Raw genomic sequence first — 15123 nt, forward strand, 5'->3', positions numbered from 1 at the left:
ATTAATTGAATTATCGCCCGATTATGCCTGCGTTCGCCTGATTAATTGAATTATTGCCCGATTATACTCGCGTTCGCCTGATTTTCAAGTTTTTCGCCCGATTAAGCTTACTTTCGCCCAATTATTCCAGCTATCGCCCGATGCCAACTGATAGATAGAGCCCGATATACGAGAAAGCCTTCCACATATCCACATAAAAACAGCTAAAGTACGTAGCACCGCACTTTAGCTGTTTTCAATATAATTATCCTTGTAATTCTTTTATACGTTCTTCTACTTTCGCTCTTTTTTCTAAATAATCTTTTTCTTTTCCTTTTTCTTCAGCAACTACTTTTTCTGGTGCTTTACTAATAAAGCTTTCGTTGCCTAATTTTTTCTGAACACGTTCTACTTCTTTATTTAACTTATCAAATTCTGCTTGTAATCGCGCAATTTCTTTTTCAGCATCAATCAAACCTTCTAATGGTAAATAAAGATCTGCACCTGTTACTACAGCAGACATTGCTTTTTCTGGTACATCCACGTTTATTGAAATTGTTAATTCACTTGTGTTACAAAAGCGCTCGAGATAATGTCGATTCGCTTCTAGCTGTGCTTCTATCTCTGCACTATTTGCTTGAACAAACAAGACAATCTGTTTCGACATTGGTGTATCTACTTCGGCACGAATGTTTCGAACAGAACGAATAATGGCAACAAGACGTTTCATTTCTTCTGCTGCACTTTCGTCATGCAATTCATTACGGACTTCTGGCCAAGCTGCACGCGTAATTGATTCGCCTTGATGCGGTAAGTGCTGCCAGATTTCCTCTGTAACAAATGGCATAAATGGATGAAGCATACGCATCGTATTATCTAAAACATAAGCAAGTACAGAGCGTGTCGTGTGCTTTTGTTCTTCGTCCTCACCGTACAATGGAAGTTTCGCCATTTCAATGTACCAATCACAGAATTCATCCCAGATGAAATTATAAAGGTAACGTCCAGCTTCACCAAAATCATAGCGTTCAACATTTTTATTAACATGCTCAATCGTTTCATTTAAGCGAGTTAAAATCCATTTATCTGCAACAGACTTTTCACCAGTCAGATCAATCTCTTCGTACTTCAATTCTTCCATGTTCATTAGTACGAATCGTGATGCATTCCAAATCTTATTAATGAAGTTCCATGTTGACTCTACCTTTTCCCATTGGAAACGTAAATCTTGACCTGGAGTTGACCCTGTTGCTAAGAAATAACGTAGCGCGTCTGCCCCATACTTTTCGATTACTTCCATTGGATCAACACCATTGCCTAATGATTTACTCATTTTTCGACCATCAGCATCACGTACTAGTCCATGAATTAAGACATCCTCAAAAGGACGCTCATCATTAAATTCTTTCGATTGGAAAATCATTCGAGCAACCCAGAAGAAAATAATATCATAACCAGTTACAAGCGTATTAGTCGGAAAGAAGTGTTTAAAGTCTTCATCCTCTGTATTCGGCCAGTTTAATGTTGAAAAAGGCCATAATGCAGAAGAGAACCAGGTATCTAACACATCATTATCTTGATCCCAATTTTCAATGTCTTTTGGTGCTTCTTTGCCTACGTATATTTCTCCTGTTTCCTTATGGTACCAAGCTGGAATTCTGTGTCCCCACCATAATTGGCGCGAAATACACCAGTCGCGAATATTCTCCATCCAGTGTAAATAAGTTCCTTCAAAACGTTTTGGTACAAAATTAACTTTTTCATCTTCAGATTTATTTTGTAAGTCTACCGCTTCATCTGCTAGTGGTTGCATATTAACAAACCATTGTGTTGATAAATACGGTTCGACAACAGCCCCGCTGCGCTCCGAATGACCAACAGAATGCATGTGTTCTTCAATCTTGAATAAAACGCCTGCTTCTTGAAGATCAGCAACTATCTGTTTTCGACAATCAAAACGATCCATTCCTTGATATTTTAAAGCCTTATCATTCATAGTTCCATCTTCATTCATAACCAAAATACGCTCTAGATTGTGACGATTACCAACTTCGAAATCATTCGGATCATGTGCAGGTGTTATTTTTACTACCCCAGATCCGAAGTCCATCTCTACATAATCGTCCGCAATAATTTCAATTTCACGTCCAACTATTGGTAGCACAACCTTCTTACCAATTAAATGTTGATAACGTTCATCTTTTGGGTGAACGGCAACAGCAGTATCACCAAGCATTGTTTCGGGTCGAGTTGTGGCAATCTCGATGTAACCTTCTTCATCTTTTAGTGGATAACGCATGTGATAAAAATGACCTTGAACCTCTTCATGAATAACTTCTATATCTGATAAAGCTGTTTTTGTTGCTGGATCCCAGTTAATAATATATTCACCGCGATAGATTAAGTTTTTTTCATATAAGGTAACAAAAACTTCTTTTACAGCCTCAGATAAACCTTGATCTAATGTGAAACGTTCACGAGAATAATCTAAACCAAGTCCTAGCATTGCCCATTGGTCCCGAATAAAGGAAGCATATTCATCTTTCCATTCCCAAGCTTTATCTAGAAACTTTTCGCGACCAAGGTCATATTTGCTTATCCCCTCTTCACGAAGTTTAGTTTCCACTTTCGCTTGTGTTGCAATACCAGCATGATCCATACCTGGTAAATACAAAACATCATAGCCCTGCATACGTTTTATTCTGGTAATCATATCTTGTAGAGTTGTATCCCATGCATGACCAATATGCAGTTTGCCTGTTACATTTGGTGGAGGTATTACAATTGTGTACGGCTTTTTCTTCTTATCTCCATCAGCTTCAAAAAACTTTCCGTCAACCCAATATTTGTAACGTCCTTTTTCAACTGCAGTAGCATCATATTTTGGTGGTAAATTTTGATTCTTTTCACTCATAACGTCTTTTCCTCCTTATTAACATCCAATCGGTTCCGAAAACATAAAAAACCCTTTACATCCAATAAAGGACGAAAAGGGCTAGATTCCGTGGTACCACCTTTGTTTACATTTTCCTAAAAAAATGCACACTCAATTAGGATATAACGGTTCTTCACCGGCTCCTTCTACTATACATTCAAAGTAGCTGCATCCAAGGCGACATTCCAAAACAGATAATCCTAAGAAATCTTTCAGCAAATGATTTCTCTCTCTATTGGCATCTCTTCTGTACTCTTCCTCTTCTTCGCATTTCAATTTCATTTATTCTTATATCAGCTATTTTATACAATTTCTTAGTGAAAAGTCAATAAGCAACTCAAAAAGACAGGCACTATTCGTTTTACCTGTCATAGAATACACCAAAAGAATCAGAGAGGAGTAACCTAAATGAGTCGCTTTTATCGTTTTCGTTTGCCTCCATGGTGTCAACAGTGGTTACTTATAATTGAACGTTGCATGATGCCTATCTTAATCGTGCAATGTGTAAGAACTTTATTTTTTCCAACCACATTTGATGTGCTATTACTAGGTGTTTTTATGGGGATATATATTTCATTCTATTTTAAATGGATTTAATCACTATTTTCTTTCGTTTGATTTTCAATTACTATGTTCCGATTATGTTCAAGCATCTCTTGAAACATTACACCAGCTAACAATCGACGATAATTTTGCAACAGGTTTCTTATTTGAAAAGGCTGTGCTTGAACTTGATCGAAATCTTGGATGACTTTTAAATATCGATAAGGTTGTAATAAATGAATAGCTAATAAACTACGCTCACTATTTGTTAACGGATTTTGTTTTTCATAATATGAAAAGTCGTCTATTATTTTAGTAATGTTTGTATCATGTTGAAAACAGGCTCTATGTAAATAGTTTTGCAGGTCCAACATACTATCACCAAAATGAGCATGCTCCCAGTTAATTAAAACTGCTTGATCTGATGTAAAAATATGATGTGTTGCAGATAAATAACCATGGCAGATTGATTGATAAGTTGTTTGCTCTTCCTTTATATCAGTTAAGTAATTGTCATGCCATTTAGAAAGTTGTTTCAAGGCATTTAGTATATCTCGAAATTGTGTACAAACTTCTAAACCAAACGGTGGCATGTAACGCATCTGTTCAAAATGACCTATGTATTGAAGAAGTAAGGATTTGGCCTCTTCATGCTTTTTCTTTTCATCCTCAATTTTCTCTTCTATTGTCTGCACTTCAATGGAGTAGCCTTGTTTTGTGCTACCATGCAGTCGACCAACAGTTGCAAATAATCCCTGTTGGTGATCTATTGTATGATCGCCATTTTCACTTTCAAACCAAGGGGATAAATAATAAATATTATTTTGATAAGTACAATAAATGCTTCCTTCAGTAGTTCGATAAACAGGTGAAATAACGGAAAGATCTCTAACAGCTTTTAATTGATATAATTCTTGCCACTGCTCAATATTGGCTTCTTCCAATCTTGCGTGTTTTAATGCAAAATTATAGTTATTACTTGTGATCTTCCAAAGTCTCGGAGTTACGCTTGTTACATTAAATAAATCAATTCCATAAGCGCGCAAAATCTCTGTTATAATTTCCACCATTAAACACCTCCATCTTGTATAGAAAAAAAGAAACGATAACACCCACATGGTTAGAAGTGAATGTTACCGTATAACCACTTATTTCTTCTCTTTTTTACGTTTTTCAGGAATATACAAAATCTGACCAATCTTCAAATTATCGTTTGCTAGATCATTTGTTTGTGACAGTTGAATAGGTGATAGATCATAACGATCAGCTAACGTCTGCAACGTATCTGTGTCTTGCACAATACACATGCGAAGCCTTGTATATGCTTGCTCCTCTTCTTCTTCATTAAAAATATCTAATAAATAGGTTGCTTCTTGTTGGTCATCGTCATCACGTTTTGAATCCTTTGTTTTGACCTCTATTCGATTTACTTCTACTTGTTCATCATTATTTACTTCAAATAATTCTTCTGATTCGATGGCTTCGATCGATTCAACTGATGCAACAGATTCAACAGATTCAATTGATTCGATTGATTCTTCTAGATCCTCATGATCAAAAAAGGTCGCAAAAGACTGTGGCTTTTTAGTAGGCCAACGTTCCTTGCTTTCTTCCGTTTCCTCTTGTGATACCGCTTCAACTAAATTAGGTTCTTCACTACGGTTATCCTGACTTTCATTTTCCTCTGCTGCTTCTTTTAGATCAAAAGTAAATGTATCCTCCTTATTAATCCAAGGATCCTCTACATCACTATCCGTTTCTGTTACTTCTTCTTCATATTGCTTTATTTCTTCTAGTTCCTCTAGTTCTTCTAGTTCTTCTCTTTCCTTCACTTCATCGCCATTCACCCCATGAATTGCGATGGAGGCGCGTATTTTTAATTGACTACTTTCAGGTAATTCATAATCAAACGCTTCAATTCCGACCATTATCTCATCTAAATTGGTGACTCTATGCAAAGGAATGGAAACCTCGACAGGAAAGTGATGAGAAAATTGATTTACACCATCATCTTGTGGTTTAACTTCCTCCATATAACGATGCGCTGGGTAGTCGATACTGTCGATATCTTCTCTATTAGCAACAGCTTCGAGATCTAAGTTTTGATCTTCAAAAAAATACTCACCTTTTAATTCCATAACACCCCGGATCGACACGTACTCTCGATATTCTTGAATGGAAATTTCCGGTTCTAAGGAAATTCCAATCATTTCCTTAACTTCCTGTCCGTTTTTAAAGCTTAGTACTTCATTTAAATCAAACGTAAAGACAGAATCATCATAGGACATTGCTACTCCTCCTTCCTAAATAAAACAACGTACCTTCCTTTTACAGATATATGTACCAACTAAAAATATATGCAAAAAAATATTGCGTGAATAAACAACATCTAACCTACTTTAATTATATGATCGATAATAAATTTGATTACCAAAAAGCAAAAAAAAGTGTAGCTTTTAAATTAATCTCAGCTACACTTTTTCATTTATTGATTCGCTATTTTTTTAAATGCAACGCGAGCCGCTGCAATTGTCTTGTCAATGTCTTCATCCGTATGCGCAGTAGATAAAAAGATACCTTCAAACTGAGAAGGTGGTAAAAAGATGCCTTCTTCAATCATTGCGCGATAATAACTAGCAAAATAATCTACATTAGATTTACTTGCTGTTTCATAATTAGTCACTGGCTCTGCATTAAAGAAAAATCCAACCATTGAACCTGCACGATTGACTTGTAAGTCTATCTCAAAGTCTGCTGCAGCTTTTCTATATCCATCAACTAGACGATCAACTTTCGCATTTAGTTTTACATATGCGTCTTGATCCATCGCCTTTAATGTTTGATAACCTGCTGTCATTGCTAATGGATTACCAGATAACGTCCCTGCTTGATAGATATCGCCAGTAGGAGCAATCTTCTCCATGATTTCTCTTTTTCCACCGTAAGCACCAACAGGAAGTCCTCCACCAATTACTTTGCCTAGACAAGTTAAGTCTGGAGTTACATCAAAGTGGCCCTGTGCACAATTATAACCAACACGAAAACCTGTCATCACTTCATCAAAAATAAGAAGCGAGCCATTTTTTTCGGTAATATCTCGTAAATTTTGTAAAAAACCAGCTTGCGGCGGTACAACACCCATATTGCCTGAAACTGGTTCTATAATAACCGCAGCAATATCATCACCAAATTGGTCAAATGCATACTGAACGCTTTCAAAATCGTTATATGGCACCGTAATGGTATGCTGTGCAACAGAACTTGGTACACCGGGGCTATCAGGTAATCCTAAAGTTGCCACTCCAGAACCAGCTTTAATTAGCAATGAGTCACCATGTCCATGGTAGTTTCCTACAAATTTAAGAATTTTGTCGCGACCAGTATATCCTCTAGCAAGTCTTAATGCACTCATTGTCGCTTCTGTCCCCGAATTCACCATTCGCACCATTTCAATTGATGGTACTCGTTCAATAACAAGTTTTGCTAATTGGTTTTCCAATAATGTTGGAGCGCCAAAACTCGTTCCTTTTTCGACTATCTCTTTTAATTTTCCAACCACTCTTGGATCGGCATGCCCTAAAATTAAAGGTCCCCAACTCAAAACGTAATCAATGTAATGATTTCCGTCAATATCCGTAATCCTTGAACCTTTTCCGCTTTCCATAAAAATCGGATTCATTCCTACTGATTTAAATGCTCGAACCGGTGAGTTAACCCCACCAGGTAGAAGATCAACCGCTTCTTTGTAAGCATCAATTGATTTATCGAAATTCCTCATTGTATTGCACCTCTTCCTGCTATTCTTGCAACCACTTAGCAACGTCTTTCGCATGATAGGTCATAATTAAATTTGCACCTGCACGTTTCATTGATGTTAACTTTTCTAGAACAATAGCTCTTTCATTTATCCAGCCATTTTGAGCGGCAGCTTTCACCATTGAATATTCTCCACTAACATTATAAGCTACAATTGGTACATCATGTCGGTCGCGAACATCACGAATGATATCCATATATGATAATGCTGGTTTCACGATTAAGAAATCTGCACCCTCTTCTACATCACTTGCAGCCTCCCGAAGTGCTTCCAATCGATTAGCAGGATCCATCTGATATGTTTTACGATCTCCAAACTGTGGTGCACTTTGCGCAGCATCTCGAAAAGGACCATAAAAAGCCGATGCATATTTTACTGCATAGGACATAATTGGCGTATTTTCAAAACCAGCTTTATCTAACCCTTGACGAATTCCAGCAACAAAGCCATCCATCATATTAGATGGTGCAATAATATCTGCGCCTGCTTTCGCTTGAGAAATAGCTGTTTCTATAATTAATTGTAACGATTGATCATTTTCAACGTCACCGTTATGTATCACACCACAATGTCCATGTGACGTATATTCACATAAACAAGTATCTGCAATCGTCAACATGTCTGGGAAGTTCTTTTTAATTTGACGCAATGCTTGCTGCACTATACCTGTTTCACAATAAGCCTGCGTACCTACTTCATCTTTCTCTTTTGGAATACCAAATAATAGTACACCATGAATGCCTAGACGCTCCAACTCATTTATTTCTTCATCTAAATTGTCTAACGATACCTGAAAACTACCAGGCATAGAAGAAATCTCATGCTTAATATCCTCACCCTCAACAACAAACATAGGATAAATGAGATCATCTGTTGATAATACCGTTTCTCTCACCAAAGCTCTCATATTGACAGAAGACCTTAACCGTCTATGTCTTTTAAAGTTATGTTCTTTCATTACGTTCACCTTCTCTTTCTTGTGAAAAAAAATTGATCATCTCTATTACCATCTTTTCTGTGGTGAATTCTTGTGGTATGCGTATTTTATTAAAACCATTAACTTTTGCTGTCTCAGCGGTGGTTGTGCCAATACATACACATAAACGATGCTGTTTTATCCTCTCAAGGTCTGTTTGAACAGCTTCTAATTGTTGATTAAATGCCTCAATAGTTGACGGACTTGTAAAGGTATAACCGTCAATTTCATCCTGTTTAATAAGCTTTATTAATTCAGTTTGATTGTCTTTGTTGACTACTGTTTCATAAGCAATCAAATAATCTATGTAGACCTGATGGGCCTTTAATACATCTTTCACTTCTAATGGAGATCGATTTCCTACCACCAACAAAACTTTTTCAGCTGAACCAAAATGGGCAACAAACTCTTCAGCCATTGCCTCACTTTGATAATTTGTAGGATGAAAGTCTACTTCATATCCATATGATTGTAGCATTTGCTTCGTCTTTTTACCAATAACAGCAAACTGTAGCCCTTTTAAGACAGATGCATTAATTTCATATCGAACCAGTTGCTCAAAAAAGTAAATAACACCATTCGCACTTGTGAAAAAAATCCACCCATAATCTTTGATGCCATTTAATAATTGATGATGATTTGATTTGTGCAGTCGAAAAGTTAATAACGGAATGTGAATAACTGTCGCACCAACATTCTCTAATTGATTTGAGAATATCTCTCCTTGTTCTTTTGCACGTGTTACAAGAATTGTTTTTCCTTGTAATGGCGAAATCATTCGTTTTCTAACTCCTCTTTCACTTTCCGAACAATTTCATCAGCGCCCTGTTCTTTTAGACGTTTTGCTGCCTCTTGACCAACTGCAACTGGATCTTTACCGCGGATAATTTCATGCAAAATTGTCTTTCCATCGGGTGTAGAGACAAGTGCTGATAATATAATGTCATCCTCATCTAAATAGGCATAACCTGCTATAGGGACTTGACATCCACCTTCTAATAAATGTAAAAATGTGCGCTCTGCAGTTACTGTCCGAGTTGTTTCTTCATCACGAATTTTCTCAAGCCAATAGATTAGTTCTGTATCTGTTTCACGGCATTCAATCGCTAGCGCACCTTGACCAACAGCCGGTACACTTATAGTTGGATCAAGATATTCTGTTACCACTTCTTGACTCCATCCCATTCTACTAAGTCCTGCTGCCGCTAAAATTATCGCGTCAAAATCTTCTTCTTCTAACTTTCGTAGACGTGTATTAATATTACCACGAATCCATTTAATCTCTATATCAGGACGAATTGCTAAAATTTGCGAACTTCTACGTAAACTACTCGTTCCTACGATCGCACCCTTAGGTAAATCTTTGAATAACACATGATTGTTAGATATAAATGCATCACGATGATCTTCCCTTGATGGAATCGTTCCAATAAGTAAACCTGAAGCAACTTTTGAAGGCATATCCTTCATGCTGTGAACAGCTAAATCAATTTCTTCATTATACATTGCCTGCTCAATTTCTTTAACAAACAATCCTTTGCCTCCAACTTTAGACAGGGTTACATCTAAAATTCTATCCCCTTTAGTTGAGATTTTCTTGATCTCGAAAGTAAATGGTGCATTCACTTTTTTTAATTGTTCTATTGCCCATTCAGTTTGCGTTATAGCCAAAGGACTTTTTCGTGAACCAATGATAATGTTCCGCATTCTTAATCATTCCTCTCCAGTTTAAACATGTACATACTTCATTTTAACAATACCCCACCAATAATTACAAAGGGTGGGGTATTGTTTAGCGCATTAGAGCTGGTTCCAATTTAAGATTGGCTGTTTTATTAACAGTCCTCAATGCGATCACATTATTATCTTCTACTTGTTCAGCTATTTTTTCTTTCACTAAATCTTCAATTCCAAAAATCTTTGTTAATAGCTGTAGAGAATCATCTGCCTCAGGACCTACTGATAGTTCTTTGGCCTGTAAGATAGGTTGTTTCAATAACTGATTAATAATACTTTTCGTATGCTTACTAATCACTTTACGCTCACGTTCTGTTAATCCAGGGATTTTCCGTTCTATACTATTCATAGTGTCCGCTTGAATACTTAAGGCATGTTCGCGTAATGAAGATATGATTGGCACAACACCTAATGTTTTTACCCAATCATTAAATTCAACAATTTCTTCTTCTATCAACATTTCAATTTGTTCTGAAGCAATTTTTCTTGAATAATTATTATGATCTACAACACCTTGTAGATCATCTATATCATTTAAATTAATACCTTCCAACGTTGCAATATCAGGATCAATATCACGTGGCAAGGCAATATCTACAATGAATAGTGGTCTGCCTTGTCGATGTTCTACAATTGGTTTAAGCATATCCTTTGTCAAAACAAAATCTTGAGAATCTGTAGAACTAATAAAAATATCAGCTTCTAACAACGCATCATCAAATTCTTGTGCCGAACGCGCTTGTCCTCGGAATTGTTTTGCTAATGCTTGAGCCTTTTCAAATGTACGATTTATAACAGTTATATTCTCAACACCTGAACCCTGTAAATTTTTCGCAGCTAACTCTCCCATTTTACCAGCACCTAGAATTACAATATGCTTATTCGCTAAATTAGGAAACATCTTTTTGGCTAATGTAACTGCAGCATAACTAACAGAGACAGCATTCTCTCCAATTGCAGTTTCTTTATGGGCACGTTTTGCAAGGGTAATTGACTGCTTAAATAATTGGTTAAACATCGTCCCTGTAATACTGTTTCGTTGCGCAAGTAAAAATGCATGTTTCATTTGTCCTAATATTTGTGTTTCTCCAACAACCATTGAATCAAGTCCAGCTGTCACGCGAAACAAATGCTCTTTTGCACCATCATTTTCATAAACAACTAAATGAGAAGTAAAACTTTCTTTATCTAAACCGAACCAACTTGCTAAGAATTGTTTTAAATAATAACGTCCCGTGTGTAATTGATCCACAACAGCATATACCTCTGTACGATTACATGTAGAAACAATCACATTCTCCAAGACACTTTTTTGTTTATTTAACGTCTGCATTGCTTCAACAAGTTCATCCGCTTGAAACGTTAATTTTTCTCTGATATCAATTGGAGCAGTTCTATAATTGACACCAACCATCAGGATATGCACACTATCTACCCCCAAGTTTTCCGTAACACAAGGTTACATATCTTATTATATCATTTTTTATATGAATCAAACGTTTTTAAATAGGGCAATTTTCTTACAATATATTCTCAAAATTAAAAACATCACTTTGTTATCTTTCCCTACCAACATTATGGTAAGATAAGTAATGTTGTTTCTTTAATTATTAATTTCATTTACCTACATACTTTAACATATTTAATAGCTACAATCAACAAATTAATACTACTTAATAATTATTATAAAAAGGAGTTACTAATGCGCAAAAAACATACGCTAACGGCTTTTCTGTTAATTGGAATTGGAACTTATTTTTTATTAAAACAATTAAGATTCCCAATTATTACTGATTTTTACTCATGGCCAACGTTATTGATCATTCTTGGAGTTGCTTTTCTTTTACACAGTTATATCGCGAGAGATTATGATAAATTGTTTCCTGGCGTGATTTTATTAGGAATTGGAAGCCACCACCATGGCTTAAACAACTATTCTTTTTGGATTGATCATTGGGGCATTTATACTATTATTATTGGATTGGCTTTCTTAATTCGTTATCAAAAGACAAAGGCTGGGTTAATACCAGGTTTAATTTTGTTAGCTTTATCATTTATAGCCATCTTTGCGTCTAATCAACCTGGATGGTTTCACTGGATAAATGAATTTATGGCTTTATTAGAAACATTTTGGCCACTTGCTCTTGTATTGTTTGGTGCTTATTTATTATTTAATAAAAAATAGCAAGTCCGCATAACATTATGCAGACTTGCTATTTTTCTGTTAGTTATTTTGCTAGAAAAGAATCAATTGTTCTCCATGCGTCTTCTTTTCCTTGTGCTGTTTCAGAAGAGAATGGAATGATCGTATCAGTTCCTTCAAGTGTCAATGTCTCTTTTATTCTTTTAACATGCTTTGCAACTTGATTCTTTTTAATTTTATCTAACTTTGTAGCGACTACTATAACCGGAATATCATGATGTTTTAAAAATTCATACATAGAAACATCATCCACACTAGGCTGATGACGAATATCTACAACTTGAACAGCAGCACGTAAGTTTTCACGTTCCAAAAAATACTCTTCAATCATGTTTCCCCATGCTTCTCGTTCTGTTTTTGAAACTTTTGCATAACCATACCCAGGTACATCTACAAAGTGGAAAAAGTCGTTAATTTTATAAAAATTAAGTGTTTGTGTTTTTCCTGGCTTTGAAGATGTTCGGGCTAATGCCTTTCGATTAATTAATTTATTAATAAATGAAGACTTGCCAACATTGGATCTACCAGCTAAAGCGATCTCTGGAAGACCTCCAGTTGGATATTGCTTTTGTGATACAGCGCTAATAATTATTTCAGCTTTTGTTACTTTCATATTAATCCCCCACTAAAGCATGTTCTAATACTGTGTCTAAATGTTGCACAGCTATAAATGTTAACTCCTCACGTACACTTTTAGGTATATCGTCTAAGTCTTTCTCATTATCTTTCGGAATAATGATTGTTGTTATTCCAGCTCTATGCGCACTCAAAGCTTTTTCTTTTAGACCACCGATAGGTAACACACGACCACGTAATGTAATTTCACCAGTCATACCAACCTCTTTTTTCACAGCTCGATTAGTAAGTGCTGATACCAATGCAGTTGCTATTGTAATACCGGCAGAAGGACCATCTTTTGGTGTTCCTCCCTCTGGTACGTGAATGTGAATATCATTTTTTTGATAAAAATCAGGATCCACGTTTAGCACTTCAGCACGCGAGCGGATATAACTAAAGGCAGCCTGCGCGGATTCCTTCATAACGTCTCCTAGCTTTCCAGTTAACGTTAACTTACCTTTTCCAGGTACAATACTAACTTCAATTGCAAGTATATCACCACCAGCAGAAGTATAAGCAAGTCCAGTTGCCGTACCAATCTGATCTACTTCCTCCATCATACCGTACTGAAACAATGGTTTGCCCAATAAGCTCTCCAACTGCTTCTCCGTCACAATAACTTTCTTTTTATCTTCTGAAATAATAATTTTAGCAGCCTTTCGACTGATAGATGCTAACTGACGTTCTAAACCACGAACACCAGCTTCTCTCGTATAACGACGAATTAATTTCAGTAATGCTTCATCTCTTAATTGAAGTTGTCCTTTTTGAAGCCCATTTTCTTCTATCTGTTTAGATAGTAAGTGTTCTTTGGCTATGTGTTGTTTCTCTAACTCTGTATACCCTGCTATCGAAATAATTTCCATCCTATCTAATAAAGGACGTGGAATAGTTTGTAAGGTGTTAGCTGTCGCAACAAACATAACTTGACTTAGATCGTATGTTTCTTCAATAAAGTGATCACTAAAGTTACTGTTTTGTTCAGGATCCAATACCTCTAACATTGCTGAAGATGGATCACCCCTGAAATCACTAGCCATTTTATCAATTTCATCTAGTAAGAAAACGGGATTAACCGTTTCCGCCTTTTTCATGCCTTGCATTATTCTTCCTGGCATTGCACCAATGTATGTTCTTCGATGTCCTCTTATCTCAGCTTCATCACGAACACCACCCAAAGAAATGCGAACAAATTTTCGATTTATTGCCCGGGCAATTGATTTTGCGAGAGAGGTTTTACCTACCCCTGGTGGACCGACTAAACATAGAATTGGCCCTTTTAATGATTTTGTTAAGTGTTGCACCGCTAAGTATTCCAATACTCTTTCTTTAACTTTTTCCAATCCATAATGATCTTCATCTAAAATCGTTTCTGCATGATGGATATCTAGATTATCATCTGTTACATTAGTCCACGGTAACGCTATTAACCATTCAATATAATTTCGTATCACGGAACTTTCTGCTGACGTTTGAGGTACTTTCTCAAATCTATCCAATTCTTTATTAGCAATTTTTAATATACGTTCTGGCATATCAGAAGCAAGTATCTTTTCTTTAAGATCTGCAACATCTCCTGTTTTACCATCTTTATCGCCTAATTCTTTTTGGATAGCCTTCATTTGTTCCCGTAAGTAGTACTCTTTTTGCGTTTTTTCCATTGATTTCTTTACATGAATTCCTATCTTCTTTTCTAAATCTAGTACTTCTCTTTCATTAGAAATATATTGGATCAATGTTTTTAATCGTTTCTTTATGTCGTTTGTTTCTAATAATTCTTGTTTTACTTTTATCTTCAGCGATAAATGAGAAGCTACAATATCAGCTAAACGGCCTGCTTCTTCTATATCTTTTACTGTTTCATAGGTTTCTTTATTAAGTTTTGTTGAGATCTTTATGTACTGTTCAAATTGTTCTAACAAAGAACGCAGTAGAGCTGTTTCTTCATTTTTATCAGCATGTTCATCTTTAACGGATTCAATTTCTACAATGAATTGATCTTTATCTTCTATAAATTGAACAATCTGACCTCTACTTAATCCTTCTACTAGAACACGAAATGTACCATTAGGTAACTTCAACATCTGTTTCACTTTTGCAATTGTACCAATTCGATGTAAATCTGTTTCACTTGGATCATCTATTGAACTGTCCTTTTGCGCTACAAGAAAAATGGTGTTCTCTTCTACCATTGCTCGTTCTAACGCATGTACAGAGCGCTCTCTACCTACATCTAAATGCAAAACCATTGTAGGAAATACGAGAATACCTCGTAAAGGAAGGAGTGGTATTTGAATGTTGCTTGTTTCAGTCAT

General features: G+C 36.0%; 12 protein-coding genes and 1 other annotated feature. Of the genes, 2 read left to right on the forward strand and 10 right to left on the reverse strand.

What is annotated here, in order from left to right; genetic code table 11:
* Positions 1 to 244: 244 nt before the first annotated feature.
* Entirely contained in the window at positions 245 to 2893 is a 2649-nt protein-coding gene (locus DM447_RS12360; RefSeq protein ID WP_112181508.1) for a valine--tRNA ligase, read from the reverse strand.
* Positions 2894 to 2957: 64 nt separating this feature from the next.
* Positions 2958 to 3189, reverse strand: a binding site (T-box leader).
* A gap of 133 nt (positions 3190 to 3322) precedes the next feature.
* Between DM447_RS12360 and DM447_RS12365 the strand changes: the two genes are divergently transcribed.
* Positions 3323 to 3511 (forward strand): hypothetical protein, encoded by a 189-nt coding sequence (locus DM447_RS12365; RefSeq protein WP_112181509.1) that lies wholly within the window; start codon positions 3323 to 3325, stop codon positions 3509 to 3511.
* Here DM447_RS12365 and DM447_RS12370 read toward each other — a convergent pair.
* The 7 genes from DM447_RS12370 to hemA form a co-directional block, all read right to left on the reverse strand.
* On the reverse strand, positions 3508 to 4527 hold the full coding sequence (locus DM447_RS12370; protein ID WP_112181510.1) for a protein kinase family protein: 1020 nt from the start codon (positions 4525 to 4527) through the stop codon (positions 3508 to 3510). The two genes, DM447_RS12365 and DM447_RS12370, sit on opposite strands and share 4 nt — an antisense overlap.
* Positions 4528 to 4605: 78 nt before the next feature.
* Complete coding sequence (gene spoVID, locus DM447_RS12375) at positions 4606 to 5745, reverse strand: stage VI sporulation protein D (RefSeq protein ID WP_112181511.1); 1140 nt, start codon at positions 5743 to 5745, stop codon at positions 4606 to 4608.
* Between the two features lie 197 nt (positions 5746 to 5942).
* Positions 5943 to 7235: a glutamate-1-semialdehyde 2,1-aminomutase gene (gene hemL, locus DM447_RS12380; RefSeq protein ID WP_112181512.1), complete on the reverse strand. Its 1293-nt coding sequence runs from the start codon at positions 7233 to 7235 to the stop codon at positions 5943 to 5945.
* Positions 7236 to 7254: 19 nt separating this feature from the next.
* Entirely contained in the window at positions 7255 to 8232 is a 978-nt protein-coding gene (gene hemB / locus DM447_RS12385; protein ID WP_112181513.1) for a porphobilinogen synthase, read from the reverse strand.
* The gene (locus tag DM447_RS12390; RefSeq protein WP_112181514.1) at positions 8219 to 9028 is read right to left on the reverse strand and encodes a uroporphyrinogen-III synthase; all 810 of its coding nucleotides are present in this window, start codon (positions 9026 to 9028) and stop codon (positions 8219 to 8221) included. Before DM447_RS12390 ends, hemB begins: the two co-directional genes overlap by 14 nt.
* Positions 9025 to 9957, reverse strand: a complete 933-nt coding sequence (hemC, locus tag DM447_RS12395; protein WP_112181515.1) for a hydroxymethylbilane synthase — start codon at positions 9955 to 9957, stop codon at positions 9025 to 9027. The genes DM447_RS12390 and hemC overlap by 4 nt, the downstream gene beginning before the upstream one ends.
* An 85-nt stretch (positions 9958 to 10042) precedes the next feature.
* Positions 10043 to 11413 carry a glutamyl-tRNA reductase gene (hemA, locus tag DM447_RS12400; RefSeq protein WP_112181516.1) on the reverse strand — a complete coding sequence of 457 codons (1371 nt, stop codon included), beginning with the start codon at positions 11411 to 11413 and terminating at the stop codon, positions 10043 to 10045.
* 276 nt (positions 11414 to 11689) lie between these two features.
* Between hemA and DM447_RS12405 the strand changes: the two genes are divergently transcribed.
* On the forward strand, positions 11690 to 12172 hold the full coding sequence (locus DM447_RS12405; protein ID WP_112181517.1) for a LiaI-LiaF-like domain-containing protein: 483 nt from the start codon (positions 11690 to 11692) through the stop codon (positions 12170 to 12172).
* A 43-nt stretch (positions 12173 to 12215) separates the two neighbouring features.
* Here the strand turns inward: DM447_RS12405 and yihA are convergent, their stop codons facing one another.
* Entirely contained in the window at positions 12216 to 12803 is a 588-nt protein-coding gene (gene yihA / locus DM447_RS12410) for a ribosome biogenesis GTP-binding protein YihA/YsxC (protein ID WP_112181518.1), read from the reverse strand.
* A gap of 1 nt (position 12804) precedes the next feature.
* Positions 12805 to 15123 (reverse strand): endopeptidase La, encoded by a 2319-nt coding sequence (lon, locus tag DM447_RS12415; protein WP_112181519.1) that lies wholly within the window; start codon positions 15121 to 15123, stop codon positions 12805 to 12807.

This window comes from Paraliobacillus zengyii, from assembly GCF_003268595.1.
In the GTDB taxonomy this organism is placed as follows: Bacteria; Bacillota; Bacilli; order Bacillales; family Amphibacillaceae; genus Paraliobacillus_A; species Paraliobacillus_A zengyii.

What these genes read in the sequence shown, in the direction of transcription:
- DM447_RS12360 (WP_112181508.1), bottom strand. Translation starts at nt 2,893, where the DNA reads ATGAGTGAAAAGAATCAAAATTTACCACCAAAATATGATGCTACTGCA.
- DM447_RS12365 (WP_112181509.1), top strand. Translation starts at nt 3,323, where the DNA reads ATGAGTCGCTTTTATCGTTTTCGTTTGCCTCCATGGTGTCAACAGTGG.
- DM447_RS12370 (WP_112181510.1), bottom strand. Translation starts at nt 4,527, where the DNA reads ATGGTGGAAATTATAACAGAGATTTTGCGCGCTTATGGAATTGATTTA.
- spoVID (WP_112181511.1), bottom strand. Translation starts at nt 5,745, where the DNA reads ATGTCCTATGATGATTCTGTCTTTACGTTTGATTTAAATGAAGTACTA.
- hemL (WP_112181512.1), bottom strand. Translation starts at nt 7,235, where the DNA reads ATGAGGAATTTCGATAAATCAATTGATGCTTACAAAGAAGCGGTTGAT.
- hemB (WP_112181513.1), bottom strand. Translation starts at nt 8,232, where the DNA reads ATGAAAGAACATAACTTTAAAAGACATAGACGGTTAAGGTCTTCTGTC.
- DM447_RS12390 (WP_112181514.1), bottom strand. Translation starts at nt 9,028, where the DNA reads ATGATTTCGCCATTACAAGGAAAAACAATTCTTGTAACACGTGCAAAA.
- hemC (WP_112181515.1), bottom strand. Translation starts at nt 9,957, where the DNA reads ATGCGGAACATTATCATTGGTTCACGAAAAAGTCCTTTGGCTATAACG.
- DM447_RS12405 (WP_112181517.1), top strand. Translation starts at nt 11,690, where the DNA reads ATGCGCAAAAAACATACGCTAACGGCTTTTCTGTTAATTGGAATTGGA.
- yihA (WP_112181518.1), bottom strand. Translation starts at nt 12,803, where the DNA reads ATGAAAGTAACAAAAGCTGAAATAATTATTAGCGCTGTATCACAAAAG.
- lon (WP_112181519.1), bottom strand. Translation starts at nt 15,123, where the DNA reads ATGACTGAAACAAGCAACATTCAAATACCACTCCTTCCTTTACGAGGT.